The sequence below is a fragment of the Escherichia sp. E2562 genome (assembly GCF_005781075.1).
In the GTDB taxonomy this organism is placed as follows: domain Bacteria; phylum Pseudomonadota; class Gammaproteobacteria; order Enterobacterales; family Enterobacteriaceae; genus Escherichia.
Genome location: NZ_VATM01000002.1, coordinates 176,606 through 201,800, shown reverse-complemented (window position 1 = coordinate 201,800; position 25,195 = coordinate 176,606). Strand labels below are relative to the sequence as shown.

The window sequence follows — 25,195 nt, the reverse complement described above, 5'->3', positions numbered from 1 at the left end:
CTTACCCCAGTAACGGTACTTTTGTGGTGGCGAGTTTAATGATGATGTACAGCACCACCAGCGCCAGCGGGAAGGCAATAATGCGCGCCTGCTGACTGTGCATCCGACGATAATCGAGTGCAATAAAACCCAAAACGATATAAATGATAACTCCAAACAGCTTTTCAGTCAGCCATTCAGCCTGCCCGGAAAATGGCAGGATGTGCGCTTTAGCCATCAGCGCGATGCCGCTAAGCAATAACACCGTGTCGACAACCGGCGGCACAATGCGCGTCCAACGAGCGAATGCCAGCGGACGCTCCTGGTAACGTAGCCAGAATCGTAGGGTTAAGAGCCCAACAGAAAGCGCAATGCTAATGAGATGAACGCTAAGCAGCGTAGTAAAACTTAACATCGATAATAGCGACCGAGCGTTACACGCTCGTTATCACCATAGTCCCGACAGGTTTCGACTTCATGATATCCCGCGTGGATAAATGCCTGTCGCACAGCTTCGCCCTGCTGCCAGCCATGTTCCAGAAGCAGAAAACCGCCGGATGCCAGCGCGTTACGCGACTGTTCGATGATATGCACGATGTCTGCCATTCCGCTGTCTGCCGCAACCAGCGCAGTGAGTGGCTCAAAGCGAACATCGCCTTGTTGAAGATGTGGATCCTGCTCGTCGATATACGGCGGATTGCTGACAATCATCGTAAACTGCTGCCCGGCTAGCGCGCTAAACCAGTCGCTTTGCAGGATGTGGATATTTTTGATTGCCAGATTTTGCGCATTGCGCTTCGCAAGAGCGATAGCGTCAGGCATTCGGTCAACCGCCGTAACATCGCAATCCGGGCGTTCGCTGGCCAATGCCAGTGCAATTGCCCCTGTGCCAGTTCCAAGATCGAGAATGCGGCAAGGTTGTTCAGGCAATCGCGCCAGTGCCTGTTCCACCAGACATTCCGTATCCGGGCGCGGAATTAAGGTCGCTGGCGAAACAAATAACGGCAACGACCAGAACTCACGCACACCGGTTAAATGAGCAATAGGTTCACCGGCACGGCGACGGGCTAAAAGCGCGTCGAGTTGCTCACATTGCTCTTCAGTCAACTGCGTTTCACCAAAGGCGAGAATATAAGTGCGCCCCTTGCCGGTAACATGCTCCAGCAGGATTTCAGCATCGCGCCGCGGGCTTTCGCTCGCCTGAAGTTGGCTTATTGCTTCACGTAACCAGTGTTGATATTCCATTATTCCTGCTCGGACAACGCCGCCAGTTGGTCGGCCTGATGTTCCTGGACGATCGGTTCTATCAGCATATCCAGTTTACCTTCCATTACTTCATCCAGACGGTAGAGCGTCAGGTTGATGCGGTGATCGGTAACACGCCCCTGCGGGAAGTTATAGGTACGGTTACGATCGCTGCGATCGCCGCTACCCAGCAAGTTGCGACGGGTGGAAGCCTCTGCCTGCTGGCGTTTTGCCATTTCCGCCGCATGGATACGAGCACCGAGCACTGAAAGCGCCTTCGCTTTGTTTTTATGCTGCGAACGTTCGTCCTGACATTCAACAACAATACCGGTCGGCAAGTGAGTAATACGAATTGCCGAATCGGTGGTGTTGACGTGCTGACCACCTGCGCCTGAGGAACGGAAAGTATCGATACGCAAATCTGCCGGGTTGATATCCGGTAGTTCCGCTTCCGGCAGCTCTGGCATTACCGCTACGGTACAAGCAGAAGTATGAATACGCCCTTGCGATTCCGTCGCAGGAACACGCTGCACGCGATGGCCGCCAGATTCGAATTTCAAACGTCCATACACACCATCACCGCTAATTTTGGCGATGATCTCTTTATAACCGCCATGTTCACCCTCGCTGGCGCTCATGATTTCTACACGCCAGCGGCGGGCTTCGGCGTAGCGGCTGTACATACGGAACAGATCGCCAGCGAACAGCGCCGCTTCATCACCACCAGTTCCGGCACGCACTTCAAGGAAGGCGTTACGTTCGTCATCGGGATCTTTTGGCAGCAAAAGAACCTGTAACTGTTGCTCCAGTTGCTCGCTTTTTTCTTTAGCTTCACGCAGCTCATCCTGCGCCATCTCGCGCATTTCCGGATCGTCGAGCATCATCTGCGCGGTTTCAATATCTTCCTGAACCTGTTGCCAGTCGGTGAAACAGCGCGAAACATCACTTAACTGCGCATATTCACGTGATAATGCGCGAAAACGTTCCTGGTCGGCGATGGTTTGCGCATCACCCAGCAGTGCCTGAACTTCTTCATGGCGTTCATGCAGGGCTTCCAGTTTGGCAACGATAGAAGGCTTCATAGGCGTAAATGCACCCTGTAAAAAAGAAAATGATGTACTGCTACTCCAGCCCGAGGCTGTCGCGCAGAATATTCAGGCGTTCGTTATCCCCGTCACGGGCGGCCTGTTGAAGTGATTTCGTTGGCGCATGGATCAGGCGGTTAGTCAGTTTCCATGCCAGATCCTGCATTATGGCTTGCGCGTCGCCGCCCTGTTCCAGGGCCGCTAACGCTTTGGCGGTTAACTCATCGCGAACTTGTTCAGCCTGGCTGCGATAATCGCGAATGGTTTCGCTGGCGCTTTGTGCGCGTAGCCACGCCATAAATTCGCTGGTTTCCTGGGCGACGATAGTTTCCGCCTCAACTGCGGCGGCTTTACGTTGCGCCAGGTTGTGCGAAATAATGCTTTGCAGATCATCAACGCTGTAAAGGTAGGCATTCGCCAGTTTGCCAACTTCTGGCTCAACATCGCGTGGAACGGCAATATCGACCAGCAGCATCGGTTGGTTGCGACGACTTTTTAATGCGCGCTCCACCATGCCCTTACCGATAATCGGCAACGGGCTAGCGGTGGAACTGATGATGATATCGGCTTCACACAGACGCTCGTCGATATCGCTCAGGGCAATCACTTCCGCGCCGACTTCATCTGCCAGAATTTGGGCGCGTTCGCGAGTACGGTTGGCGATAATCATCTTCTGTACTTTGTGTTCGCGCAGATGACGCGCCACCAGCTCGATGGTTTCGCCCGCGCCAACCAGCAATACGGTCACCGTAGAGAGCGATTCAAAGATCTGCCGCGCCAGCGTACAAGCCGCAAATGCAACAGATACCGCACTGGCGCCAATATCCGTTTCAGTGCGAACGCGTTTCGCCACGGAGAAAGATTTCTGGAACATACGCTCCAGTTCGCTGGCCTTCATATGGCCTTTTTGCGAATCGGCAAAGGCTTTTTTTACCTGGCCGAGGATTTGCGGCTCGCCCAATACCAATGAGTCCAGGCCACTGGCAACACGCATTAAATGGCTGACCGCGTCGTTATCCTGATGCCAATAGAGGCTATTACGCAGATCTTCTTCGTTGAGATTATGGTAATCGCACAACCAGCGAATGAGCGCCTCTTGCAGGTTATCCTGCTCTTCAACGCTAAGATAAAGTTCTGTGCGGTTACACGTCGACAGCACCACGCCGCCCTGCACCATCGGCTGCGCAAGCAGGCTGTCCAGCGCCTGATCGAGCTTATCCGGCGAAAACGATACACGTTCTCGCAGCGATACAGGTGCCGTTTTATGGTTGATACCGAGTGCTAAAAGGGTCATGTCTGCGGGAAATAATACCAACGTTGATATGGTTAGTCTGCTCGCATCATACAGGATGCGCGGGATCAATAAAAGAGAGCGCCCCCTTTTGGAGTAATTGCCTAAACCCGTTAGATACTGGCAATTAAGACAACTTGAACATAGACGATGGCTGACGGTAACGCTAGCATTAAGGGTTATAACTGCAACGTATCTCAAGGACTTGTCATTATTATGCCCCTGCCCGATTTTCGCTTTATCCGCCTGCTACCGCTGGCTGCTCTCGTGCTCACGGCCTGTTCCGTTACGACGCCGAAAGGTCCGGGCAAAAGCCCGGATTCGCCACAGTGGCGTCAGCATCAGCAAGACGTGCGCAACCTGAATCAGTACCAGACACGCGGTGCGTTTGCCTATATTTCTGACCAACAAAAAGTGTATGCCCGTTTCTTCTGGCAGCAAACTGGCCAGGATCGCTACCGTCTGCTGCTGACTAACCCATTGGGCAGCACTGAGCTGGAGTTGAATGCCCAGCCGGGTAATGTGCAGTTAGTGGACAATAAAGGCCAGCGTTACACCGCCGATGACGCCGAAGAGATGATTGGCAAATTGACCGGAATGCCGATTCCGCTCAACAGTTTGCGCCAGTGGATTTTAGGTTTGCCAGGTGATGCAACCGACTACAAACTGGACGACCAGTACCGCCTGAGCGAAATTACCTATAGTCAGAACGGTAAAAAATGGAAAGTGGTATACGGCGGTTATGACACCAAAACGCAACCTGCGATGCCTGCCAACATGGAACTCACCGAAGGTGGTCAGCGCATCAAGTTAAAAATGGATAACTGGATAGTGAAATAATGCGGACTCAGTGGCCCTCTCCGGCAAAGCTTAATCTGTTTTTATACATTACCGGTCAGCGTGCGGACGGCTACCACACGCTGCAAACGCTGTTTCAGTTTCTGAATTACGGCGACACTATCAGCATTGAACTTCGCAACGATGGGGAAATCCGCCTGTTAACGCCAGTTGAAGGTGTGGAACACGAAGATAACCTGATTGTTCGCGCGGCACGGTTGTTGATGAAAGCAGCCGCCGCCAGTGGGCGTCTTCCGAAAGGAAGTGGTGCAGATATCAGTATTGACAAGCGTTTGCCTATGGGTGGTGGTCTGGGCGGTGGTTCATCCAATGCCGCAACAGTTCTGGTAGCTTTAAATCATCTGTGGCAATGCGGACTGAGTGTTGATGAGTTGGCAGAAATCGGGCTGACGCTGGGCGCAGATGTTCCGGTTTTTGTCCGTGGTCATGCTGCTTTTGCCGAAGGGGTCGGCGAAATATTAACGCCGGTGAATCCACCAGAGAAATGGTATCTGGTTGCGCACCCTGGCGTGAATATTCCTACACCAATGATTTTTAAAGATCCCGAACTCCCGCGCAACACGGCGAAAAGGTCAATAGAAACGTTGCTAAAATGTGAATTCAGCAATGATTGCGAGGTTATCGCAAGAAAACGTTTTCGCGAGGTTGATGCGGTGCTTTCCTGGCTGTTAGAATACGCCCCGTCGCGCCTGACTGGGACAGGGGCCTGTGTCTTTGCTGAATTTGATACAGAGTCTGAAGCCCGCCAGGTGCTAGAGCAAGCCCCGGAATGGCTCAATGGCTTTGTGGCGAAAGGTGTCAATCTTTCCCCATTGCACAGAGCCATGCTTTAAGCCGGGCAAGCTGAGTTTCGGTGACAACGTCACCTTGTTCCAGACGTTGCATCGCGCTCTTTAATACACCGCCTGGAAAGAATATTGCCTGGCCCGCACAGTTTTCGGCAGATTCTTTCCACCAATGGACGCATGCCTGAGGTTCTTCTCGTGCCTGATATGAAGCTTTTTGCTGGTAACGCCACCCCGGAACTAGCACAACGTATTGCCAACCGCCTGTACACTTCACTCGGCGACGCCGCTGTAGGTCGCTTTAGCGACGGCGAAGTCAGCGTACAAATTAACGAAAATGTACGCGGTGGTGATATTTTCATCATCCAGTCCACTTGTGCCCCTACTAACGACAACCTGATGGAATTAGTCGTGATGGTTGATGCCCTGCGTCGTGCTTCCGCAGGTCGTATCACCGCTGTTATCCCCTACTTTGGCTATGCGCGCCAGGACCGTCGCGTCCGTTCCGCTCGTGTACCAATCACTGCGAAAGTGGTTGCAGACTTCCTCTCCAGCGTCGGTGTTGACCGTGTGCTGACAGTGGATCTGCACGCTGAACAGATTCAGGGTTTCTTCGACGTTCCGGTTGATAACGTATTTGGTAGCCCGATCCTGCTGGAAGACATGCTGCAGCTGAATCTGGATAACCCGATTGTGGTTTCCCCGGACATCGGCGGCGTTGTGCGTGCCCGCGCTATCGCTAAGCTGCTGAACGATACCGATATGGCAATCATCGACAAACGTCGTCCGCGTGCGAACGTTTCCCAGGTGATGCATATCATCGGTGACGTTGCAGGTCGTGACTGCGTACTGGTCGATGATATGATCGACACTGGCGGTACGCTATGTAAAGCTGCTGAAGCTCTGAAAGAACGTGGTGCTAAGCGTGTATTTGCGTACGCGACTCACCCGATCTTCTCTGGCAACGCGGCGAACAACCTGCGTAACTCTGTAATTGATGAAGTCGTTGTCTGCGATACCATTCCGCTGAGCGATGAAATCAAATCACTGCCGAACGTGCGTACTCTGACCCTGTCAGGTATGCTGGCCGAAGCGATTCGTCGTATCAGCAACGAAGAATCGATCTCTGCCATGTTCGAACATTAATCGAACCCGGCTCAAAGACCCGCTGCGGCGGGTTTTTTTGTCTGTAATATCCATTTGTATGACCTATGCCTCCTTCACCTGCCATTTAGTTGACAGATGATGCGCTCACGGATGAAACATTATTGTGAACAAAATATTTTCCTCACATGTGATGCCTTTCCGCGCTCTGATCGACGCTTGCTGGAAAGAAAAATACACTGCCGCACGGTTTACCCGTGACCTGATTGCCGGGATAACCGTTGGGATTATTGCTATTCCTCTGGCGATGGCGTTGGCAATTGGCAGTGGTGTGGCTCCTCAATACGGTTTATATACCGCTGCCGTTGCGGGGATTGTCATAGCTCTGACGGGTGGGTCGCGCTTTAGCGTTTCCGGTCCGACTGCAGCATTTGTAGTAATTCTCTATCCCGTTTCGCAACAGTTTGGACTGGCAGGCCTGCTGGTTGCGACGTTGTTGTCGGGGATCTTTTTGATCCTGATGGGTCTGGCGCGCTTTGGTCGTCTGATTGAATATATTCCGGTTTCCGTCACCTTAGGTTTTACCTCGGGTATCGGGATCACCATCGGTACCATGCAGATTAAAGATTTTCTCGGTCTGCAAATGGCTCATGTCCCGGAACATTATCTACAAAAAGTCGGCGCATTATTTATGGCGCTGCCGACCATTAATGTGGGTGATGCTGCTATTGGTATCGTGACGCTTGGCATTCTGATTTTCTGGCCACGTTTGGGTATTCGTTTACCTGGTCACCTTCCGGCCTTGCTGGCTGGTTGCGCGGTGATGGGGATTGTTAACCTGCTTGGCGGACATGTTGCTACCATCGGATCGCAATTCCACTACGTTCTGGCCGATGGTTCTCAGGGTAACGGTATTCCGCAACTGCTGCCGCAACTGGTGCTGCCGTGGGACCTGCCTAATTCAGAATTCACGCTAACCTGGGATTCTATTCGCACTCTGCTGCCTGCGGCATTCTCAATGGCAATGCTCGGGGCAATCGAATCTCTGCTCTGCGCCGTCGTACTGGATGGTATGACCGGGACTAAGCACAAGGCGAATAGTGAACTGGTCGGTCAGGGGCTGGGGAATATCATCGCTCCATTCTTTGGTGGTATTACCGCTACTGCTGCCATCGCACGTTCTGCCGCTAACGTCCGTGCTGGGGCAACTTCCCCTATCTCGGCGGTGATCCACTCTATTCTGGTTATTCTCGCCCTGCTGGTACTGGCACCACTGCTCTCCTGGCTGCCGCTTTCCGCCATGGCTGCCCTGCTGTTGATGGTGGCGTGGAACATGAGTGAAGCGCACAAAGTGGTCGACTTGCTGCGTCATGCGCCGAAAGATGACATCATCGTCATGCTGCTGTGTATGTCACTGACCGTGCTGTTTGATATGGTTATTGCCATCAGCGTGGGGATTGTTCTGGCATCGTTGCTGTTTATGCGCCGTATCGCCCGTATGACTCGTCTGGCGCCGGTGGCAGTAGACGTTCCTGACGATGTGCTGGTCTTGCGTGTTATTGGCCCGCTGTTTTTCGCGGCGGCTGAAGGTCTGTTCACCGACCTGGAATCACGTCTGGAAGGAAAACGGGTTGTTATTCTGAAGTGGGATGCCGTTCCGGTGCTTGATGCCGGTGGTCTTGATGCGTTCCAGCGTTTTGTGAAGCGCCTGCCTGAAGGGTGTGAACTGCGCGTGTGTAACGTGGAATTCCAGCCTCTGCGTACAATGGCCCGATCCGGTATTCAACCGATTCCGGGACGTCTGGCGTTCTTCCCGAATCGCAGCGCAGCGATGGCTGATCTGTAAGAAAGGCATTAAATTGACCAGTCAGCGCAAACTGACTGGTCAGCAAACTACTTTAGTTGTTAGCTATGACGGCGATTATCGCTACGGCGGCAACGTTTGTCATAGTGGCGAACCCACCAGTAACGGTCGCACACCTGTTCATGCCCGCCAACACGGGCTCCCGCCAGCCAGAGAATGGCACCGACGAAAATACTCAGCACTGCACCGTGTGCGAAATACTGGGGCATATCAAACTGTGGTAATTGGTTGAGGATTGAATACCCCACGCCGACCACCATCACCACCAGACCCAACCCCATAAGCACGTTACCGAGTAACGAAGCGTTTTTGCGTTTCATGTGTCACCTCCGGAACTTTCTGGGTTGTAACAGGGAATACCCCTCTTCCTTATGTGTAAAGTATAGACAACACCCTGTGGCTTATGTGCGGGCGTGATCACAATTACAACCCTTATTTCAACAAAACTTTACAAATAACCGTCTGAACACCTTGACTTTCTAATAGTCGATACTGGCAATTATTATGTTATCTGCGTTTAACACGCTGTTTTTTGTCAAGCGGGGCCGCAACCAGTAAACTACGCGCCAGTTATGTACTCACTCAGGACAAAAAACGTGACGATTAAATTGATTGTCGGCCTGGCGAACCCCGGCGCTGAATACGCCACAACGCGACATAATGCTGGCGCCTGGTTCGTTGACTTACTGGCGGAGCGTTTACGCGCTCCCCTGCGCGAAGAGGCTAAATTCTTTGGTTATACCTCGCGAGTTACCCTCGGAGGCGAAGATGTCCGCCTGTTAGTCCCGACTACATTTATGAATCTCAGCGGCAAAGCCGTCGCCGCGATGGCCAGTTTTTTCCGCATTAATCCGGACGAAATTCTGGTCGCTCACGACGAACTGGATCTGCCTCCGGGCGTCGCCAAATTTAAATTGGGCGGTGGCCACGGTGGTCACAATGGACTGAAAGACATCATCAGTAAATTGGGTAATAACCCTAACTTTCACCGTTTACGCATCGGAATCGGTCATCCGGGCGATAAAAACAAAGTTGTCGGGTTTGTGTTAGGCAAACCACCTGTTAGTGAACAGAAGTTAATTGATGAAGCCATCGACGAAGCGGCGCGTTGTACTGAAATGTGGTTTACAGATGGTTTGACCAAAGCAACGAACCGATTGCACGCCTTTAAAGCGCAATAAGTCGTTGTCTGCGGCATTTTTGCCGAGTGCCGTGTATAATAGGCAAAGTTATTTCCATTTCTGCAATCTGTTTGTGATAACAGATTGATTATTAAGATATTAAGGTGATTTAAATCATGGGATTCAAATGCGGTATCGTCGGTTTGCCCAACGTCGGGAAATCTACCCTGTTCAACGCGCTGACCAAAGCCGGTATTGAAGCGGCCAACTTTCCATTCTGTACCATCGAGCCGAACACGGGCGTCGTACCAATGCCTGACCCTCGCCTGGATCAACTGGCTGAAATCGTAAAACCGCAGCGTACGCTTCCCACGACCATGGAATTTGTCGATATCGCCGGTCTGGTAAAAGGCGCGTCGAAAGGTGAAGGTCTGGGTAACCAGTTCCTGACCAACATTCGTGAAACCGAAGCGATCGGCCACGTTGTTCGCTGCTTTGAGAATGACAATATCATTCACGTTTCCGGCAAAGTTAACCCGGCGGACGATATTGAAGTTATCAACACCGAACTGGCACTGGCGGACCTCGACACCTGCGAACGTGCGATTCACCGCGTACAGAAGAAAGCCAAAGGTGGCGATAAAGACGCGAAAGCCGAGCTGGCGGTACTGGAAAAATGCCTGCCACAGCTGGAAAACGCAGGCATGCTGCGCGCGCTGGATTTAAGCGCTGAAGAGAAAGCGGCGATTCGCTACCTGAGCTTCCTGACGCTGAAACCAACGATGTACATCGCCAACGTCAACGAAGACGGTTTTGAAAACAACCCGTATCTTGACCAGGTGCGTGAAATCGCGGCGAAAGAAGGTTCTGTTGTGGTTCCGGTTTGTGCTGCTGTTGAAGCTGACATTGCCGAACTGGACGACGAAGAACGTGACGAGTTTATGCAGGAACTGGGACTGGAAGAACCAGGCCTGAACCGTGTGATCCGTGCCGGTTATAAACTGCTGAACCTGCAAACTTACTTCACCGCTGGGGTGAAAGAAGTACGCGCATGGACCATTCCGGTTGGTGCAACCGCGCCGCAGGCAGCTGGTAAAATCCACACCGATTTTGAAAAAGGCTTTATCCGCGCACAAACCATCTCGTTTGAAGATTTCATCACTTACAAAGGTGAACAAGGTGCGAAAGAAGCGGGCAAAATGCGTGCAGAAGGTAAAGACTACATCGTTAAAGATGGCGATGTGATGAACTTCCTGTTCAACGTCTAATTCCACGTAATATCCTGGCGGTTAATAACGAGCCATTATGTGAGTCGCACATAATGGCTTTTTTACGCCTGCTACGCTGCTTCTTTCAATTCTGAGTTACCGAAACCCATAATCAGACTCCTGGCAATATTAACAATGCGGCTTTTATGTGATAACAATCACAGTGCATTAACCGTTCAAGAGTTTGTCATGAAAAAAACATTTACCTTCAGTCTGTTAGCAATTGTCTTTGCGAGCCTGTTAAGTGCTTGTGTTCCTCACCATCATCACCGCCACAACGATGGCCCGCGTGGCCCTGCGGCTTCCGGTAAGCCAATGCCACCTTCAAATGGTGGGCCAAATCATGGCAGTCATGGTCGCTATTAATTAGCAAGTCATACGCGGGAGAGTGCCTACTTTCCCGCTATCCACGGCGCTTAAACTGACTCGCATCAATGCCGTATTGCTTCATTTTTCGCCACAGCGTAGTGCGACCAATCCCGAGTAAAACCGACATTTCCTGAATACGTCCGCCAGTAACCTGGGCCGCGTTAATAATCGCTTCTTTTTCAACTTCCGCGAATGACAGACTGGTAGAAAGGCGTGTAGCGCTGGCATCATCTGTCGCCTGTTCAGTAAACAGGTGTTCCGGCAAATCACTGACACGAATGCGTCCGTTTTCGCTACTCAGCGCAAGATTCTCGATGACGCTGTAAAGTTCAAAATCATTGCCAGGCCATGCGCAAGAAACCAGGCGAGTAAGCGCATCGTCATCAATTTTCAGACGCGTAGAGAAGCGTTTTTCAAGACTGCGTAATTTGTTATTCACCAGCGCCGGAATACTGTCGCGCCGCATCCGCAAAGGAGGGATGGTAATTTCAAATGCATGAAGCGCGTAATAAAGCTGGCGACTAAAGCGATTCTGCTCCACCAGCATCGCCAGATCCGCTGTTGTAGTGGCAATCACTTTGACATCAATGGGTATTAAACGCCGCGCATCCAGTCTTGTGATGACGCCTTGTTTGATGACCTGGAGCAACGCAGACTGTAACTCTGCCGCCAGATATTCAATCTTTTCAAGGAACAACGTGCCGCCATGTGCCAGTTCCAGCCGACTCAGACGACCATTTTCATTCTCCGTGCGATCGCCACCAATAAATTCTTCCGCCAGCGCCGCATCGCCATATAACTCGCAATTAACCGCGATATAGGGACCCGCCGCACGCTCGCTTTCATTGTGAATGGCCTGGCTTAACAGTGCTTTGCCAACGCCTTCTTCTCCACAGAGTAGCACCGGGAAACTGCTGCGCGCCGCCTGGCGGCCAAAATGGATCAACCGGCGGGTTTGCGGATCGTCCTGTGGCATATGAGCAAAGGTATGGCTGACTTTTCCTAATTGACTGGTCATCAACTGCCGCATCTGTTCTACCGGATGGAGCAACAGAATAAAGCTGGTCCCTTGCGTTTCAATTATCGGTTTAAGGGTAATGACCGCATCAATAAACTGGTGCTGACTTTCAAAAGTCGCTTCCACATGTTTGAGGGGATGAGCTTGCTTTATTGCCTGTTGCAATACGGTTGGTAGCGTTAATAGCTCAGTGATCGGCCTTCCCTGACTTGCCGTCGCGTCCAGACACAAAACACGCGCCGCCTGGGCATTGATAAATTGCAAATTACCCTGCTCATCCCAGCTAATCACGCCATCATCCATACTTTCCAGCAAGGCGTTAAGCTGATTTAAATGCCGGTTTGTTTCAGCCAGTAAACTGTCTGTCAGCAGTAAATTTCCTACCTCGCGCGCAATTGCCAGCGTCAACGGCAAATCGGCTGCGGTGGTTTGCTCAACCGGACATGCCAGCGCTATCGTTCCCGTTAATCGGCCCTTGCTGTCAAACAGTGGCGTTGCACAAAATGCCCAATCCCATAGCGCCAGCTTGAAATGTTGATCGGCCATCGTTTTCACTGCCTGACCGGAGATAGCCGCTAACGATAGCGCACAAGTACCAATAATTCCCTCTGCGCAATACGTGCCGTCATTGAATCCCAGGACACTAAGCTGGTGCAACGTTTGTGGATCGCCATAACGACTAAGGATGCAGGCGGTTTCATCAAGGATGAACAGTCCGCACGCCCGCGATTCCATATATTCCCAGGCATCTTCCAGTGCCGCTTGCCCGAGAGCCAGCATCGCTTCCTTACGCCGATAGATAGAAGCAAATGTCACGCCCCGAGCCTGATGCGGTACGCTCCATGACTCCTGTTTCATCAGCTTGCGGCATCGCTCCCAGGATGCTGCTATCAAGGGAGATACGCTCTGTTGCTGGTTGTTAAAACCGTCATTCATATTTGCTGCCCTTATGACAAAAAGGTGTTCCGCATCGCAAATTTACTTATCCAGGTTCGGCATTGTTCCGTTATGGAACATTTATTAAAGCATATGTTTCATTATGAAACATAATTTGGGTTAATTTTCTTTTCCCCTCCCTGATGCACAATGGATTTACCGGCAGTCAGTGGTCGCCGTGTCGTTGAACATCATCCATGCCCTACCCTAATTGCTGGAGCAAAATAATGAAAAAATTGATCAATGATGTGCAAGACGTACTGAACGAACAACTGGCGGGACTGGCGAAAGCGTATCCTTCGCTGGCACTGCATCAGGATCCGGTGTATGTCACCCGAGCCGATGCGCCAATTGCAGGGAAAGTGGCGTTATTGTCAGGCGGCGGCAGCGGACACGAACCCATGCACTGTGGTTATATTGGCCAGGGTATGCTCTCGGGGGCGTGTCCGGGCGAAATTTTCACCTCACCGACGCCCGATAAAATTTTTGAATGTGCCATGCAAATCGATGGTGGCGAAGGTGTACTGCTGATTATCAAAAATTATACCGGCGATATTCTTAACTTCGAGACAGCGACCGAATTACTGCACGATAGTGGCGTAAAAGTGACCACCGTGGTCATTGATGACGACGTTGCAGTAAAAGACAGTCTTTATACCGCCGGGCGGCGCGGCGTTGCCAATACAGTATTAATTGAAAAAATTGTTGGCGCAGCGGCAGAACGCGGTGACTCGCTGGAGGCTTGTGCACAACTGGGGCGTAAGTTGAACAATCAGGGCCACTCTATTGGTATCGCCCTCGGTGCCTGTACCGTTCCTGCTGCAGGCAAACCTTCTTTTACGCTGGCAGATAATGAAATGGAATTTGGTGTCGGCATTCATGGTGAGCCGGGTATTGACCGCCGCCCCTTCTCCTCTCTTGATCAAACTGTCGATGAAATGTTCGACACGCTGCTGGAAAATGGCACATACCACCGCACGCTGCGCTTCTGGGATTATCGACAAGGTAGCTGGCAGGAAGAGACGCAAACTAAACAACCGCTTCAGTCTGGCGATCGAGTGATTGCGCTGGTCAACAATCTTGGCGCGACACCGCTTTCTGAACTGTATGGCGTCTATAACCGCCTGACCACGCGTTGCCAGCAAGCTGGCTTGACTATCGAGCGCAATTTAATCGGCGCGTACTGCACCTCACTGGACATGACCGGTTTTTCCATCACCTTACTGAAAGTTGATGACGAAACGCTGGCGTTATGGGACGCCCCGGTCCACACCCCGGCGCTTAACTGGGGTAAATAAGGAGATAACCATGTCACTGAGCAGAACTCAAATTGTTACCTGGCTCACTCGCTGTGGAGAAATTTTCAGCAAAGAGAGCGATTATCTTACCGGGCTGGATCGTGAAATCGGCGACGCTGACCACGGTCTAAATATGAATCGTGGCTTTAGCAAAGTGGTGGAAAAACTCCCTGCCATCGCGGATAAAGACATCGGTTTCATTCTCAAGAATACCGGCATGACGTTGCTTTCCAGCGTCGGCGGTGCCAGCGGCCCACTGTTCGGTACGTTCTTTATCCGTGCGGCACAGGCCACTCAGGCACGTCAAAGCCTGACGTTGATAGAGCTTTATCAGATGTTCCGTGATGGCGCAGACGGCGTAATCAGTCGGGGGAAAGCAGAACCAGGCGATAAAACCATGTGCGATGTCTGGGGGCCGGTGGTTGAGTCGTTACGCCAGTCCAGTGAGCAAAACCTTTCTGTTCCGGCGGCGCTCGAAGCCGCCAGTCGCGTCGCGGAATCCGCCGCACAAAGCACGATTACGATGCAAGCCCGCAAAGGCCGCGCCAGTTATCTCGGTGAACGCAGTATTGGTCACCAGGATCCTGGTGCAACCTCCGTGATGTTTATGATGCAAATGTTGGCGTTAGCCGCAAAAGAGTAAGGAATTGGTGATGGTAAACCTGGTCATAGTTTCACATAGCGCCCGACTGGGAGAAGGTGTCGGTGAATTAGCTCGCCAGATGTTAATGGGCGATAGTTGTAAAATCGCCATTGCCGCAGGAATTGACGATCCGCAGAATCCCATCGGTACAGATGCCGTCAAAGTGATGGAAGCCATCGAATCCGTTGCCGATGCCGACCATGTGTTGGTCATGATGGATATGGGTAGTGCGTTATTGAGTGCAGAAACCGCACTGGAATTGCTGGCGCCAGAGATCGCCGCGAGAGTACGTTTGTGCGCTGCACCGTTGGTCGAAGGAACGTTAGCAGCCGCCGTCAGCGCAGCCTCGGGAGCGGATATCGACAAAGTCATCCATGACGCCATGCATGCGCTGGAAGCCAAACGAGAACAACTGGGTTTACCATCATCCGCTACTGAAATCTCCGACATATGCCCCTCGCACGATGAAGAAGCCCGTTCTCTGGCAGTGGTGATTAAAAACCGTAACGGACTTCACGTCCGTCCAGCCTCCCGACTGGTCTATACCTTATCGACATTTAATGCAGACATGTTGTTGGAGAAAAACGGTAAGTGCGTAACACCGGAGAGTATTAACCAGATTGCGCTGTTACAAGTCCGCTGTAACGATACGCTGCGCCTGATTGCAAAAGGGCCAGAGGCTGAAGAGGCGTTAGCCGCTTTTCGCCAGTTGGCTGAAGATAACTTTGGTGAAATGGAAGAGATAGCACCGCCAACTCTGCGTCCAGTTCCGCCTGTCACAGGCAAAGCCTTTTATTATCAACCGGTTTTATGCACAGTACAGGCGAAATCATCACTGAGCGTGGAAGAAGAACAGGAACGGTTACGCCAGGCAATTGACTTCACGTTGTTAGATCTGATGACGTTAACGGCAAAGGCAGAAGCAAGCGGGCTCGACGATATCGCAGCAATTTTTTCCGGCCACCATACACTATTAGACGATCCTGAACTGCGGGTAGCGGCAAGCGAACTCCTTCAGCATGAACATTGCACGGCGGAGTATGCCTGGCAGCAGGTTCTTAAAGAACTTAGCCAGCAATACCAGCAGATTGATGATGAATATTTGCAGGCTCGCTATATTGATGTGGACGATCTTCTGCATCGCACCCTGCTCCACCTGACACAGACAAAAGAAGAACTCCCTCAGTTTAGCGCGCCGACCATTTTACTGGCGGAGAACATTTATCCCTCCACGGTACTTCAACTGGATCCGACAGTCGTTAAGGGCATCTGCCTTAGTGCCGGAAGTCCGGTATCCCACAGCGCTCTAATTGCCCGTGAACTGGGTATTGGCTGGATTTGTCAGCAGGGAGAGAAGCTGTATTCGATTCAACCTGAAGAGACGCTAACGCTGGATGTAAAAGCACAATGCTTCAGGCATCAGAGTTAAATTAGATTTGTCTGTCAGTTCGCAGAAAAAGATTTCAATCATGCTCTTACGGCGATCCTGAACTAAGGTTTTCTGATACTTGAATACCGTTTTGTTCGGTATCGCCAAAGGAGAATGATTGATGAAACCACTTGTCCCTCGTCGCTCGCAGAAAGTGGCGTTAATACCTGCTGCCGTATTATTGTGTGCCACCGCGCTATCTGCACAGGCAGAAGAAACACCGGTGACGCCACAATCGCCTGATATTTTGTTAGGCCCTCTGTTTAACGATGTGCAAAACGCCAAACTTTTTCCTGATCAAAAAACTTTTGCCGATGCCATTCCTAACAGCGATCCATTAATGATCCTCGCAGACTACCGGATGCAGCAGAATCAGAGCGGGTTCGATCTGCGCCATTTCGTTAACGTCAATTTCACTCTGCCGAAAGAGGGAGAAAAATATGTGCCTCCAAAGGGGCAGTCACTGCGCGAACACATTGACGGACTTTGGCCGGTGTTAACCCGTTCTACCGAAAGTACCGAACAATGGGATTCTCTGTTGCCGTTGCCGAAACCCTATGTCGTGCCGGGAGGTCGTTTTCGCGAAGTGTATTACTGGGACAGTTACTTTACCATGCTGGGGCTTGCCGAAAGCGGTCACTGGGATAAAGTGGCGGACATGGTGGCCAACTTTGGTCATGAAATAGATACTTATGGGCATATTCCAAACGGTAACCGCAGCTATTATTTGAGCCGATCGCAGCCGCCCTTTTTTGCCTTGATGGTAGAGTTACTCGCGCAACATGAAGGTGACGACGCGTTGAAACAATATCTGCCGCAACTGCAAAAAGAGTACGCGTACTGGATGGACGGTATTGAAAACCTGCAGGCCGGGCAACAGGAAAAACGCGTTGTTAAACTCAAGGATGGCACTATTCTTAACCGCTATTGGGATGACCACGATACGCCACGCCCGGAGTCGTGGGTAGAAGATATTGCCACCGCCAAAAGTAATCCGAACCGCCCTGCCACTGAAATTTACCGCGATCTGCGTTCTGCCGCCGCGTCTGGCTGGGATTTCAGTTCACGCTGGATGGACAACCCGCAGCAGTTAAATACGTTACGCACCACCAGCATCGTACCGGTCGATCTCAATAGTCTGATGTATAAGATGGAGAAAATTCTCTCCCGCGCCAGTAAAGTCGCCGGGGATAACGCGATGGCCAGCCAATATGAAACGCTCGCCGATGCCCGTCAGAAAGGGATCGAAAAATACCTGTGGAACGATCAACATGGCTGGTATGCCGACTACGATCTGAAGAGCGATAAAGTACGCAATCAGTTAACTGCCGCCGCCCTGTTCCCGCTTTATGTCAATGCAGCGGCAAAAGATCGCGCGACCAAAATGGCTGCTGCCACTAAAACACATCTGTTGCAACCAGGCGGACTGAACACCACATCGGTTAAAAGTGGACAGCAATGGGATGCGCCAAATGGCTGGGCTCCCCTGCAATGGGTCGCGACAGAAGGGTTGCAAAACTACGGGCAGAACGAGGTGGCGATGGACATTAGCTGGCACTTCCTGACCAATGTTCAGCACACTTATGACCGGGAGAAGAAGCTGGTCGAGAAATATGATGTCAGTACCACCGGAACAGGTGGCGGCGGTGGCGAATACCCGTTGCAGGATGGCTTTGGCTGGACCAATGGCGTCACGCTGAAAATGCTCGATTTGATCTGCCCGAAAGAACAACCGTGTGACAACGTTCCGGCAACGCGTCCGACCGGTAAATCAACCACACAGCCGGTTAAACAAAAAGAAGCGGAACCTACGTCTTAACTTTGCTGTATATCGGGCAATGCCATTGCGCGCATAAAATTGGCATTGCTCTTTTTTTCCACGAAAAACCAAACATCGATTATTATACGATCTATGTCTTAATTTTCTTATATCAGAGAAGATATTAATTTTACATTATCAATTTATTAATCATTACTCTTCTATTTATATTTTTCCGCCACTCACGCATTCTCCCTGACAATTTTCTTGTTGAACAAAGCGTTGTTTAGCAAATAAGCAGATCATTCTGTTTCTTTAGACAAATCTTGACATCAAACATGATCTTTATCGATATATATGTAAATATATAGCGGTTTTAATTGTCAGGATATTACTTATGTCACTAACCAGACGGATGTTTACGCAGGCTCTTGCGTCTACCTTGTTCCTGCATCATCTGCCGTCCTTTGCACAATCAGTTAAATTCTGGGCCTCATTGACGCTTCCTGAAGCCAAAAAAATTACGCGTATTGTCAGTGCCGGTGCGCCTGCCGATCTGCTTTTGCTGGCTGTCGCGCCAGAAAAACTGGTCGGTTTTTCTTCTTTTGACTTTGCTCGCGAGGCGGCAATTCCATTAACTCCGGCAATACGTCATTTACCTAAACTTGGACGACTCGCCGGGCGCGCCAGTTCGCTTTCAATGGAAGGGCTTATGGCATTGCAGCCCGATTTGGTCGTTGATTGCGGCAATACGGATGAAACCTGGCTCTCCCAGGCACGGCAGGTTAGCGAACAGACACAAATCCCCTGGTTATTGCTTAATGGGAAACTGGAGCAATCGGCAGAACAGTTAACAACGCTGGGCAAAACATTAGGCGAAGAGCACCGCACCGCAGAACAAGCCAATCTCGCCAGCCGCTTCGTCGGTGAAGCTCAGGCATTCTCCACCTCACCCGCCGCTAACCTCCGCTTTTATGCTGCGCGCGGTCCCCGAGGGCTGGAAACGGGCTTACAGGGTTCGTTGCATACCGAGGCGGCGGAATTATTAGGTTTGCACAACGTCGCGCAAATAGCCGATCGCCATGGCCTGGCACAGGTTTCCATGGAAAATCTACTGCGCTGGCAGCCGGATATTATTCTGGTTCAGGATGCTGTGACTGCAAACTTTATCCGTAACGATCCTCTCTGGCAGGGCGTAAAAGCCGTTGCGGAACATCGCATCCTGTTTTTGAGTGGCTTGCCTTTCGGCTGGCTGGATGCCCCGCCGGGAATCAACCGTCTTCTGGGATTGCGCAGACTCCACGCCTGGCTGGATCCCGCAGTCAACAGCCAGTTTAAAAACGATATGCAACGTTACGCTCAACTGTTCTGGCATTGCCCATTAAGTGACGCCGACTATCAAAAAATGGTGGCGAGCTAATGAGAACCGCGAACGGATGTATTCTACTGCTGGCAGCTATCAGTATCACTTTTGCCGCCGTAAATGGGGCTTATCATCTCGATATGCAGCAACTGCTGGCGCTAATTCTTCGTCAAGAAGATATTCCTGTGCAGGAACAAATTGTCTTCTGGCAAATCCGCGTGCCGCGCATTCTGGCGGCGTTGTTACTGGGCGCTGCGCTGGCAGGCGCCGGAACCACCTATCAGGGGATGTTTCGTAATCCCTTAGTTTCACCGGATATTTTAGGCGTCTCCGCCGGTGCCGGACTTGGTGCCTGCGCTGCAATCCTGTGGGGATTATCGATAGCTTACATCCAACTCTATGCATTTTGCGGCGGTCTGCTGGTGGTCGCAGGCGTCTGGCTGATTACATGTCGGGTGACTCGTCACGATCCGGTGCTCACGCTGGTGCTGGTCGGCATTGCGTTAGGAACGCTGTGTGGAGCGGGGATATCGCTAATTAAAACGCTGGCCGATCCCTATACCCAGTTGCCCTCGATTACCTTCTGGCTACTCGGTGGCCTGTCTACGGTAACCTTACGCGACCTTTACTACGCGGCACCGCTCATTCTGGCTGGCACCGTTCCTCTGCTATTCCTCCGCTGGCGCATGAATTTACTCACGCTTTCTGATGACGAAGCCCGTTCGCTGGGGCTGAATGTTGCGCGTCTGCGATTAGGATTGATTGTCTGCGCCACACTAATCACCGCCAGCACGGTAGCAATAGCGGGCATTATTGGTTGGGTTGGTCTGGTCGTTCCGCACATTGCCCGCTTGTTGACCGGTCATAACCATCAGCAACAGTTGCCCATGGCAATGTGTACTGGCGCGATTCTGCTCCTGCTTACCGATACGCTGGCGCGCAGCATTGGGACAACAGAAATCCCGCTCGGCATTCTGACCGCTTTTGTTGGTGCACCGTTTTTCCTGCTTTTGTTGTTACGCGGAGGTCGCCAGTGACTTTGCTTGCCGTCCGTCATGCGTCTCTGGGTTACTCCCGCCATCCGGTGCTAAGTGACGTTTCCTTCGCCCTGTCGCAAGGAACAATTTGTTGTCTGCTTGGCGCCAATGGTTGCGGCAAAACCACACTCATGCGCTCCATTCTTGGCGTTATTCCGTTATTAAAGGGCGAGATCTTACTGGATAGCATCCCTGTTCAGACACTTAGCCATCGCCAGCGCGCGCAAGCAATTGCCTGGGTACCGCAGGCGCACGACGGTATTTTTGCTTTCAGTGTGCTGGATATGGTGTTGATGGGCCTGGCCCCCACCATGGGCGCTTTTTCCGTTCCCGGTAAGCAAGAACGCCTGAAAGCAACGGAACAACTGGAAAAGCTGGGTATTTTGCATCTGGCGACAAGACGCTGGAATACCCTTAGCGGTGGTGAACGCCAGCTGGCTTTAATCGCCCGTGCACTCGTCCAACAACCGCGCTTGTTGTTACTGGATGAGCCCGCCTCCAGCCTCGATTTCGGTCATCAGATCCAACTTCTGGACACGCTGGCGCAGCTAAAAAATAACGGCATGACAATGTTAATGTCGACTCACCATCCGCTCCATGCCAACGCCATTGCCGACAGCATTATTCAGGTAGAGCCAGATGGACGAGTAACACAAGGCTTACCGACCGAACAGTTAACAACGAACAAACTGGCGGCCCTGTATCGGGTTTCTGCCGACCAAATTCATCATCACCTCTCTGCAATTAGCCGCTAAGGAACAATCATGCTCATTGATGATATTGATTTTGCAGACCTTTATCTGCAGCAACTCAAACTGGCTCACCGCACAGAAAAAACGCCCGATCACTGGGATCAACGGGCGGAGAAAATGGCTGAAAATTGTGCCTCGCCAACGGACAGCTACCTGCAACAACTGATCGCTAAAATTGACCTGCAAGGCGCGCAGACCTTATTCGATATGGGCTGCGGACCAGGCACCGTATCGCTGGCGCTGGCTGACAAACTCACTACGATTTATGGCGTTGATTACAGTCAGGGGATGCTGAACGTTGCCGCCCGCCGCGCCGCCGCGCTGAAGGCAGACAATGTCCACTGGATCCAGCGCGCCTGGGAAGAGGACTGGAGTGACCTGCCACGCTGCGATATTGCCGTGGCTTCCCGATCCACACTGGTGGCTGATATGCGCCAGGCAATGAGCAAACTGAATAATCAGGCACGGCTGCGCGTCTACACCACCCATCTGGTCAGCACCTCGTTCGTCTCCCCGGCCATTCAGCGGGCGGCAGGTCGGGAAGTGATCGAATTACCCAACTATATCTTTGCGCTCAACGTCCTGTATCAAATGGGAATTTATGCTCACGTCGATTTTATCCGTGGACAAAATTGCCAACAGGATAACAGCACCTGGGAACGTTTTGAGCAGAACGTCAGCTGGAGTCTTGGCGCGCTTAACGACGATGAGCGTGAACGGTTATATCGCTGGTATCAACAACAAGATGCTCGTGCCCTCGCCCCTGCCAGCCGCGACTGGGCGCTCATCTGGTGGGATAGCGTGCCGCCGGAGGCACTGCGATGATCTTCATTTCTCAGGCACAAATCGATGCGTTACTTCTGGAAGATATCCAGGGCGGTGACCTGACCACGCGGGCATTAAATATTGGACACCAGCCTGGCTATATTGCGTTTTTTCACCGCCAGGGCGGCTGCGTCAGCGGCGTTTCTGTCGCGTGTAAGATGTTAACCACGCTGGGGTTAACCATTGATGACGCGGTCAGCGACGGTTCACAAGCGGATGCAGGTCAGCGGCTGATCCATGCTCACGGCGACGCTGCTGCACTTCATCAGGGATGGAAAGCGGTCCAGAACGTACTGGAGTGGAGTTGCGGCGTCTCAGAGTATCTCGCGCAAATGCTGGCGTTGCTTCGTGAACGTTATCCTGACGGCAATATCGCCTGCACCCGAAAAGCTATCCCTGGAACCCGGTTGCTGGCAACACAAGCTGTCATTGTCGCTGGCGGGCTGATTCACCGTGCCGGATGTGCGGAAACCATATTATTGTTCGCCAACCACCGTCATTTTCTTGCTGACAATCAGGACTGGTCGGGCGCAATCGCCCAGTTACGTCGCCACGCCCCCGAGAAGAAAATTGTTGTTGAAGCCGACACGTCTGAAGAGGCTATCGCCGCGTTACGTGCGCAACCAGACGTACTTCAGCTCGACAAATTTAGTCCGCAGCAGGCAACTGAAATTGTGCAAATAGCGCCGTCGCTGGCTCCCCACTGCACGCTGGCTCTGACCGGCGGAATTAATCTGACGACACTCAAAAATTACCTCGACTGCGGCATTCGCCTTTTTATTACTTCCGCGCCTTATTACGCGGCACCGGCTGACATCAAAGTCAGTCTGCAACCCGCAGCCTCTTTTTAATTCTTTGTTAAACGGAATTTATTCTATGAGACTCAAAAAACGTTATCTCTGCACAGCACTATCACTTGCCTTTACCCAGCAGGCCGTAGCGGCTCAGGAGAGCGACACGCTGACCGTATGGTCCAGTCCGGTATCATCGACGACGACCACCGTTCTCGATCACCCCACCATGAAGGCCCTAGATAAGCAGAATGTCGCTCAGGCATTAAGCGTCGTCCCTGGCGTAGTGCTGCAAAAGTCAGGCAGCCGCAACGAAGAACAGGTCAAAGTTCGTGGTTTTGATAGCCGTCAGGTACCGGTCTATTTCGACGGCGTGCCGATTTATGTTCCCTATGACGGCAACCTCGATCTGGCGCGGATTCTGACCAACAATCTGGGCGCGGTCGAAGTTTCCAAAGGGTATTCGTCGCTGCTTCAGGGGCCTAATCAGATGGGTGGTGCCATTAATATCACCACCCAGAAGCCAACGAAACCTCTGGAAGCAAATCTGGGATATCGCCAGGGATGGAGCCGTAGCCGGGACAATGCCTACGATATGCATGCTTCATTTGCCGCCAGCAGCGATCTGGGGTATTTGCAAGTCAGCGGTAGCCAGCTAAAGCAGGATTTTCTCGGCCTGCCGCATGGTGTAAATAACGATATTGCAGGCAAACACGGCAAGATGATTAACTCATCGGCTGATGATAAACGCGGCATTGTGAAGCTCGGTTTTACACCGCGTGAAAACGATGAATACACACTGACTTACATTAAGCAGGATGGTGAAAAAGATAACCCGCCATACAGCGGAAACAGTGGTCAGAAATCACGCTACTGGCAGTGGCCGGAGTATGACAAAGAAAGTTTTTACTATCAGGGAACGACCCAGCTAAACGAGCGTTTTACTTTGAAAAGTCGGCTGTATCGCGACACCTTTGAAAATACGCTGATGATGTACAACTCGCTGGCTGATTTGAAAAATAAAAAAGGCAGCTACAGCCATTATTCCGATTACAGCGACGGTGCCGGGTTACAACTGGCAGCCGATGTGCGTGAAAACGATCTGCTGTCGTTTGCCGTTAACTGGAAAGATGACGTACACCGGGAAAAAGGTGCGCCGCACGCCGCTTACGATCGCTATGAAGATCGCACCTGGTCGCTCGCCAGTGAATATCAATGGGCTGCCGCCGATAATGTCGATGTCGTGGCTGGAATCAGCTATGACTGGCGCGATAGCGTAGAAGCGAAAAAACATGAGAACGATGGCAGCATCACCCATTATGACGACAACAATCAGTCAGCTTTTAACTGGCAGGTGATGGGGAAATACCACTTTGCCAATGAAGACACGCTGGCGCTTTCGTACTATGACCGCACACGCTTTCCGACGCTGAAAGAACGCTATACCACGTCCAAACCAGCGTATAACCAGATAGCGATTGTTAACCCGCAGCTCAAGCCGGAACGCGCGCGCGGGGTAGATTTAACCTGGAATGGTGCCTTCACGCGCGACTGGGGATTTGAGGTCAGCGTTTACTATAATCGGGTGAGTGATGCCATCCTCTCGCACAATATCGATGCCGATACCATTCAAAACCAGAACAGCGGCACGGTGGATTACAGCGGTCTGGACGCCGGTATTAAGGGGAAAATCAGCAATATACTGGATGTAGGGTTGAGCTACGCCCTGATCCACGCTGACGCCAAACGCAAAGACATCGGCAAGATAACCGATCTGCCAACGCAGACAATGACCGCATGGATGACTCTCAAACCGTGGGAGCCGTTAAGCGTAACACTGTCGGAAGAGGCGCGTTCCTCCAGCTACAGCAACAGTGACGGTTCACAAAAAGCCGCCGGTTTTGCGGTGACCCACATTCGAGCCGATTACGCCTTAGGTCATGGCTTCAGCGTCAATGCGTCGGTCAATAACCTGTTTGATACCCAATATGCCTACAGTGAAGGGTTTATTGAAGAAGGTCGCAATTTCTGGGCAGGTGTCGAGTATACGTTCTGATGTGAAAGCGGATAGCGGCATCTGTATCGCTATCCGCCTTATGAAAATCTTATTCTCTTCGCAGGAGGCGGAATACGCCCAGAACGAGAATAGCTCCCACTACCGCCACCAGGAAGCTGTGCAGATTAAAACCGCTGATGGAGCCGCCAATGCCAAACATGGTCGCCAGCCAGCCGCCGACCACCGCACCGACTATCCCGAGAATACAGGTCAGGAAAAATCCACCACCATCACGCCCCGGCATGATTAGCTTGGCGATAATGCCGGCTATCAGGCCAAAAATAATCCAGGCAATAATTCCCATGTTCAGGCCCTCGTT

24 protein-coding genes are annotated in these 25,195 nt (G+C 51.8%); 17 read left to right on the top strand and 7 right to left on the bottom strand.

The window, feature by feature from the left end:
• Position 1 precedes the first annotated feature (1 nt).
• The 4 genes from sirB2 to hemA are packed head-to-tail and all read right to left on the bottom strand — an operon-like array spanning position 2 to position 3,603.
• Positions 2-394, bottom strand: a complete 393-nt coding sequence (gene sirB2, locus FEK43_RS02750; RefSeq protein WP_130205677.1) for an invasion regulator SirB2 — start codon at positions 392-394, stop codon at positions 2-4.
• A complete protein-coding gene (prmC, locus tag FEK43_RS02745; RefSeq protein WP_130205675.1) occupies positions 388-1,224 on the bottom strand; it encodes a peptide chain release factor N(5)-glutamine methyltransferase in 837 nt (278 codons plus the stop codon). The genes sirB2 and prmC overlap by 7 nt, the downstream gene beginning before the upstream one ends.
• Positions 1,224-2,306, bottom strand: coding sequence for a peptide chain release factor 1 (gene prfA / locus FEK43_RS02740; protein WP_130205673.1), 1,083 nt, complete (start codon positions 2,304-2,306; stop codon positions 1,224-1,226). The genes prmC and prfA overlap by 1 nt, the downstream gene beginning before the upstream one ends.
• Positions 2,307-2,346: 40 nt before the next feature.
• A complete protein-coding gene (gene hemA / locus FEK43_RS02735; protein WP_130205671.1) occupies positions 2,347-3,603 on the bottom strand; it encodes a glutamyl-tRNA reductase in 1,257 nt (418 codons plus the stop codon).
• A gap of 213 nt (positions 3,604-3,816) precedes the next feature.
• On the opposite strand from hemA, the gene lolB reads away from it, so the two are divergent.
• The 4 genes from lolB to dauA all read left to right on the top strand — a co-directional run bounded on the left by lolB (position 3,817) and on the right by dauA (position 8,193).
• Entirely contained in the window at positions 3,817-4,440 is a 624-nt protein-coding gene (gene lolB, locus FEK43_RS02730; protein ID WP_130205669.1) for a lipoprotein insertase outer membrane protein LolB, read from the top strand.
• On the top strand, positions 4,440-5,291 hold the full coding sequence (gene ispE, locus FEK43_RS02725; RefSeq protein WP_135406439.1) for a 4-(cytidine 5'-diphospho)-2-C-methyl-D-erythritol kinase: 852 nt from the start codon (positions 4,440-4,442) through the stop codon (positions 5,289-5,291). Before lolB ends, ispE begins: the two co-directional genes overlap by 1 nt.
• Before the next feature lie 150 nt (positions 5,292-5,441).
• The gene (gene prs / locus FEK43_RS02720; RefSeq protein ID WP_001298109.1) at positions 5,442-6,389 is read left to right on the top strand and encodes a ribose-phosphate diphosphokinase; all 948 of its coding nucleotides are present in this window, start codon (positions 5,442-5,444) and stop codon (positions 6,387-6,389) included.
• 124 nt (positions 6,390-6,513) lie between these two features.
• A complete protein-coding gene (gene dauA / locus FEK43_RS02715; RefSeq protein WP_131162220.1) occupies positions 6,514-8,193 on the top strand; it encodes a C4-dicarboxylic acid transporter DauA in 1,680 nt (559 codons plus the stop codon).
• 59 nt (positions 8,194-8,252) lie between these two features.
• Here the strand turns inward: dauA and ychH are convergent, their stop codons facing one another.
• Positions 8,253-8,531 (bottom strand): stress-induced protein YchH, encoded by a 279-nt coding sequence (ychH, locus tag FEK43_RS02710; protein ID WP_064528711.1) that lies wholly within the window; start codon positions 8,529-8,531, stop codon positions 8,253-8,255.
• 276 nt (positions 8,532-8,807) lie between these two features.
• Between ychH and pth the strand changes: the two genes are divergently transcribed.
• The 3 genes from pth to FEK43_RS02695 all read left to right on the top strand — a co-directional run bounded on the left by pth (position 8,808) and on the right by FEK43_RS02695 (position 10,966).
• Positions 8,808-9,392, top strand: coding sequence for an aminoacyl-tRNA hydrolase (gene pth / locus FEK43_RS02705; RefSeq protein WP_135559637.1), 585 nt, complete (start codon positions 8,808-8,810; stop codon positions 9,390-9,392).
• Positions 9,393-9,508: 116 nt separating this feature from the next.
• Complete coding sequence (gene ychF, locus FEK43_RS02700) at positions 9,509-10,600, top strand: redox-regulated ATPase YchF (RefSeq protein WP_000505866.1); 1,092 nt, start codon at positions 9,509-9,511, stop codon at positions 10,598-10,600.
• 189 nt (positions 10,601-10,789) lie between these two features.
• A complete protein-coding gene (locus FEK43_RS02695; protein ID WP_165383448.1) occupies positions 10,790-10,966 on the top strand; it encodes a hypothetical protein in 177 nt (58 codons plus the stop codon).
• Positions 10,967-11,003: 37 nt separating this feature from the next.
• On the opposite strand, the gene dhaR is transcribed toward FEK43_RS02695, so the two are convergent.
• A complete protein-coding gene (dhaR, locus tag FEK43_RS02690) occupies positions 11,004-12,923 on the bottom strand; it encodes a dihydroxyacetone kinase operon transcriptional regulator DhaR (protein WP_135406435.1) in 1,920 nt (639 codons plus the stop codon).
• Between the two features lie 227 nt (positions 12,924-13,150).
• Here dhaR and dhaK point away from each other — a divergent pair, with 227 nt between their 5' ends.
• The 10 genes from dhaK to FEK43_RS02640 all read left to right on the top strand — a co-directional run bounded on the left by dhaK (position 13,151) and on the right by FEK43_RS02640 (position 24,876).
• A complete protein-coding gene (gene dhaK / locus FEK43_RS02685) occupies positions 13,151-14,221 on the top strand; it encodes a dihydroxyacetone kinase subunit DhaK (protein WP_130215987.1) in 1,071 nt (356 codons plus the stop codon).
• Positions 14,222-14,231: 10 nt separating this feature from the next.
• Positions 14,232-14,864 carry a dihydroxyacetone kinase subunit DhaL gene (gene dhaL, locus FEK43_RS02680; RefSeq protein WP_130259701.1) on the top strand — a complete coding sequence of 211 codons (633 nt, stop codon included), beginning with the start codon at positions 14,232-14,234 and terminating at the stop codon, positions 14,862-14,864.
• Positions 14,865-14,874: 10 nt separating this feature from the next.
• Entirely contained in the window at positions 14,875-16,293 is a 1,419-nt protein-coding gene (gene dhaM, locus FEK43_RS02675) for a dihydroxyacetone kinase phosphoryl donor subunit DhaM (RefSeq protein ID WP_130205655.1), read from the top strand.
• Between the two features lie 121 nt (positions 16,294-16,414).
• The gene (locus FEK43_RS02670) at positions 16,415-18,112 is read left to right on the top strand and encodes an alpha,alpha-trehalase (RefSeq protein ID WP_130205653.1); all 1,698 of its coding nucleotides are present in this window, start codon (positions 16,415-16,417) and stop codon (positions 18,110-18,112) included.
• A 337-nt stretch (positions 18,113-18,449) separates the two neighbouring features.
• Positions 18,450-19,472, top strand: coding sequence for an iron ABC transporter substrate-binding protein (locus FEK43_RS02665; protein ID WP_130205651.1), 1,023 nt, complete (start codon positions 18,450-18,452; stop codon positions 19,470-19,472).
• On the top strand, positions 19,472-20,452 hold the full coding sequence (locus FEK43_RS02660; protein ID WP_135384646.1) for an iron ABC transporter permease: 981 nt from the start codon (positions 19,472-19,474) through the stop codon (positions 20,450-20,452). The genes FEK43_RS02665 and FEK43_RS02660 overlap by 1 nt, the downstream gene beginning before the upstream one ends.
• Entirely contained in the window at positions 20,449-21,207 is a 759-nt protein-coding gene (locus FEK43_RS02655) for an ABC transporter ATP-binding protein (RefSeq protein ID WP_130215977.1), read from the top strand. The genes FEK43_RS02660 and FEK43_RS02655 overlap by 4 nt, the downstream gene beginning before the upstream one ends.
• Before the next feature lie 9 nt (positions 21,208-21,216).
• Positions 21,217-22,029, top strand: coding sequence for a class I SAM-dependent methyltransferase (locus tag FEK43_RS02650; protein WP_130205645.1), 813 nt, complete (start codon positions 21,217-21,219; stop codon positions 22,027-22,029).
• Positions 22,026-22,880: a ModD protein gene (gene modD, locus FEK43_RS02645; RefSeq protein ID WP_135406433.1), complete on the top strand. Its 855-nt coding sequence runs from the start codon at positions 22,026-22,028 to the stop codon at positions 22,878-22,880. The genes FEK43_RS02650 and modD overlap by 4 nt, the downstream gene beginning before the upstream one ends.
• Positions 22,881-22,905: 25 nt before the next feature.
• Positions 22,906-24,876 (top strand): TonB-dependent receptor, encoded by a 1,971-nt coding sequence (locus FEK43_RS02640; RefSeq protein WP_138158419.1) that lies wholly within the window; start codon positions 22,906-22,908, stop codon positions 24,874-24,876.
• A 49-nt stretch (positions 24,877-24,925) separates the two neighbouring features.
• On the opposite strand, the gene FEK43_RS02635 is transcribed toward FEK43_RS02640, so the two are convergent.
• Entirely contained in the window at positions 24,926-25,180 is a 255-nt protein-coding gene (locus tag FEK43_RS02635) for a GlsB/YeaQ/YmgE family stress response membrane protein (protein ID WP_000511315.1), read from the bottom strand.
• Between the last annotated feature and the right edge of the window lie 15 nt (positions 25,181-25,195).

Coding starts and splice junctions, on each gene's coding strand:
- sirB2 (WP_130205677.1), bottom strand. CDS start 394: ATGTTAAGTTTTACTACGCTGCTTAGCGTTCATCTCATTAGCATTGCG.
- prmC (WP_130205675.1), bottom strand. CDS start 1,224: ATGGAATATCAACACTGGTTACGTGAAGCAATAAGCCAACTTCAGGCG.
- prfA (WP_130205673.1), bottom strand. CDS start 2,306: ATGAAGCCTTCTATCGTTGCCAAACTGGAAGCCCTGCATGAACGCCAT.
- hemA (WP_130205671.1), bottom strand. CDS start 3,603: ATGACCCTTTTAGCACTCGGTATCAACCATAAAACGGCACCTGTATCG.
- lolB (WP_130205669.1), top strand. CDS start 3,817: ATGCCCCTGCCCGATTTTCGCTTTATCCGCCTGCTACCGCTGGCTGCT.
- ispE (WP_135406439.1), top strand. CDS start 4,440: ATGCGGACTCAGTGGCCCTCTCCGGCAAAGCTTAATCTGTTTTTATAC.
- ychH (WP_064528711.1), bottom strand. CDS start 8,531: ATGAAACGCAAAAACGCTTCGTTACTCGGTAACGTGCTTATGGGGTTG.
- ychF (WP_000505866.1), top strand. CDS start 9,509: ATGGGATTCAAATGCGGTATCGTCGGTTTGCCCAACGTCGGGAAATCT.
- FEK43_RS02695 (WP_165383448.1), top strand. CDS start 10,790: ATGAAAAAAACATTTACCTTCAGTCTGTTAGCAATTGTCTTTGCGAGC.
- dhaR (WP_135406435.1), bottom strand. CDS start 12,923: ATGAATGACGGTTTTAACAACCAGCAACAGAGCGTATCTCCCTTGATA.
- dhaK (WP_130215987.1), top strand. CDS start 13,151: ATGAAAAAATTGATCAATGATGTGCAAGACGTACTGAACGAACAACTG.
- dhaL (WP_130259701.1), top strand. CDS start 14,232: ATGTCACTGAGCAGAACTCAAATTGTTACCTGGCTCACTCGCTGTGGA.
- dhaM (WP_130205655.1), top strand. CDS start 14,875: ATGGTAAACCTGGTCATAGTTTCACATAGCGCCCGACTGGGAGAAGGT.
- FEK43_RS02670 (WP_130205653.1), top strand. CDS start 16,415: ATGAAACCACTTGTCCCTCGTCGCTCGCAGAAAGTGGCGTTAATACCT.
- FEK43_RS02665 (WP_130205651.1), top strand. CDS start 18,450: ATGTCACTAACCAGACGGATGTTTACGCAGGCTCTTGCGTCTACCTTG.
- FEK43_RS02660 (WP_135384646.1), top strand. CDS start 19,472: ATGAGAACCGCGAACGGATGTATTCTACTGCTGGCAGCTATCAGTATC.
- FEK43_RS02650 (WP_130205645.1), top strand. CDS start 21,217: ATGCTCATTGATGATATTGATTTTGCAGACCTTTATCTGCAGCAACTC.
- modD (WP_135406433.1), top strand. CDS start 22,026: ATGATCTTCATTTCTCAGGCACAAATCGATGCGTTACTTCTGGAAGAT.
- FEK43_RS02640 (WP_138158419.1), top strand. CDS start 22,906: ATGAGACTCAAAAAACGTTATCTCTGCACAGCACTATCACTTGCCTTT.
- FEK43_RS02635 (WP_000511315.1), bottom strand. CDS start 25,180: ATGGGAATTATTGCCTGGATTATTTTTGGCCTGATAGCCGGCATTATC.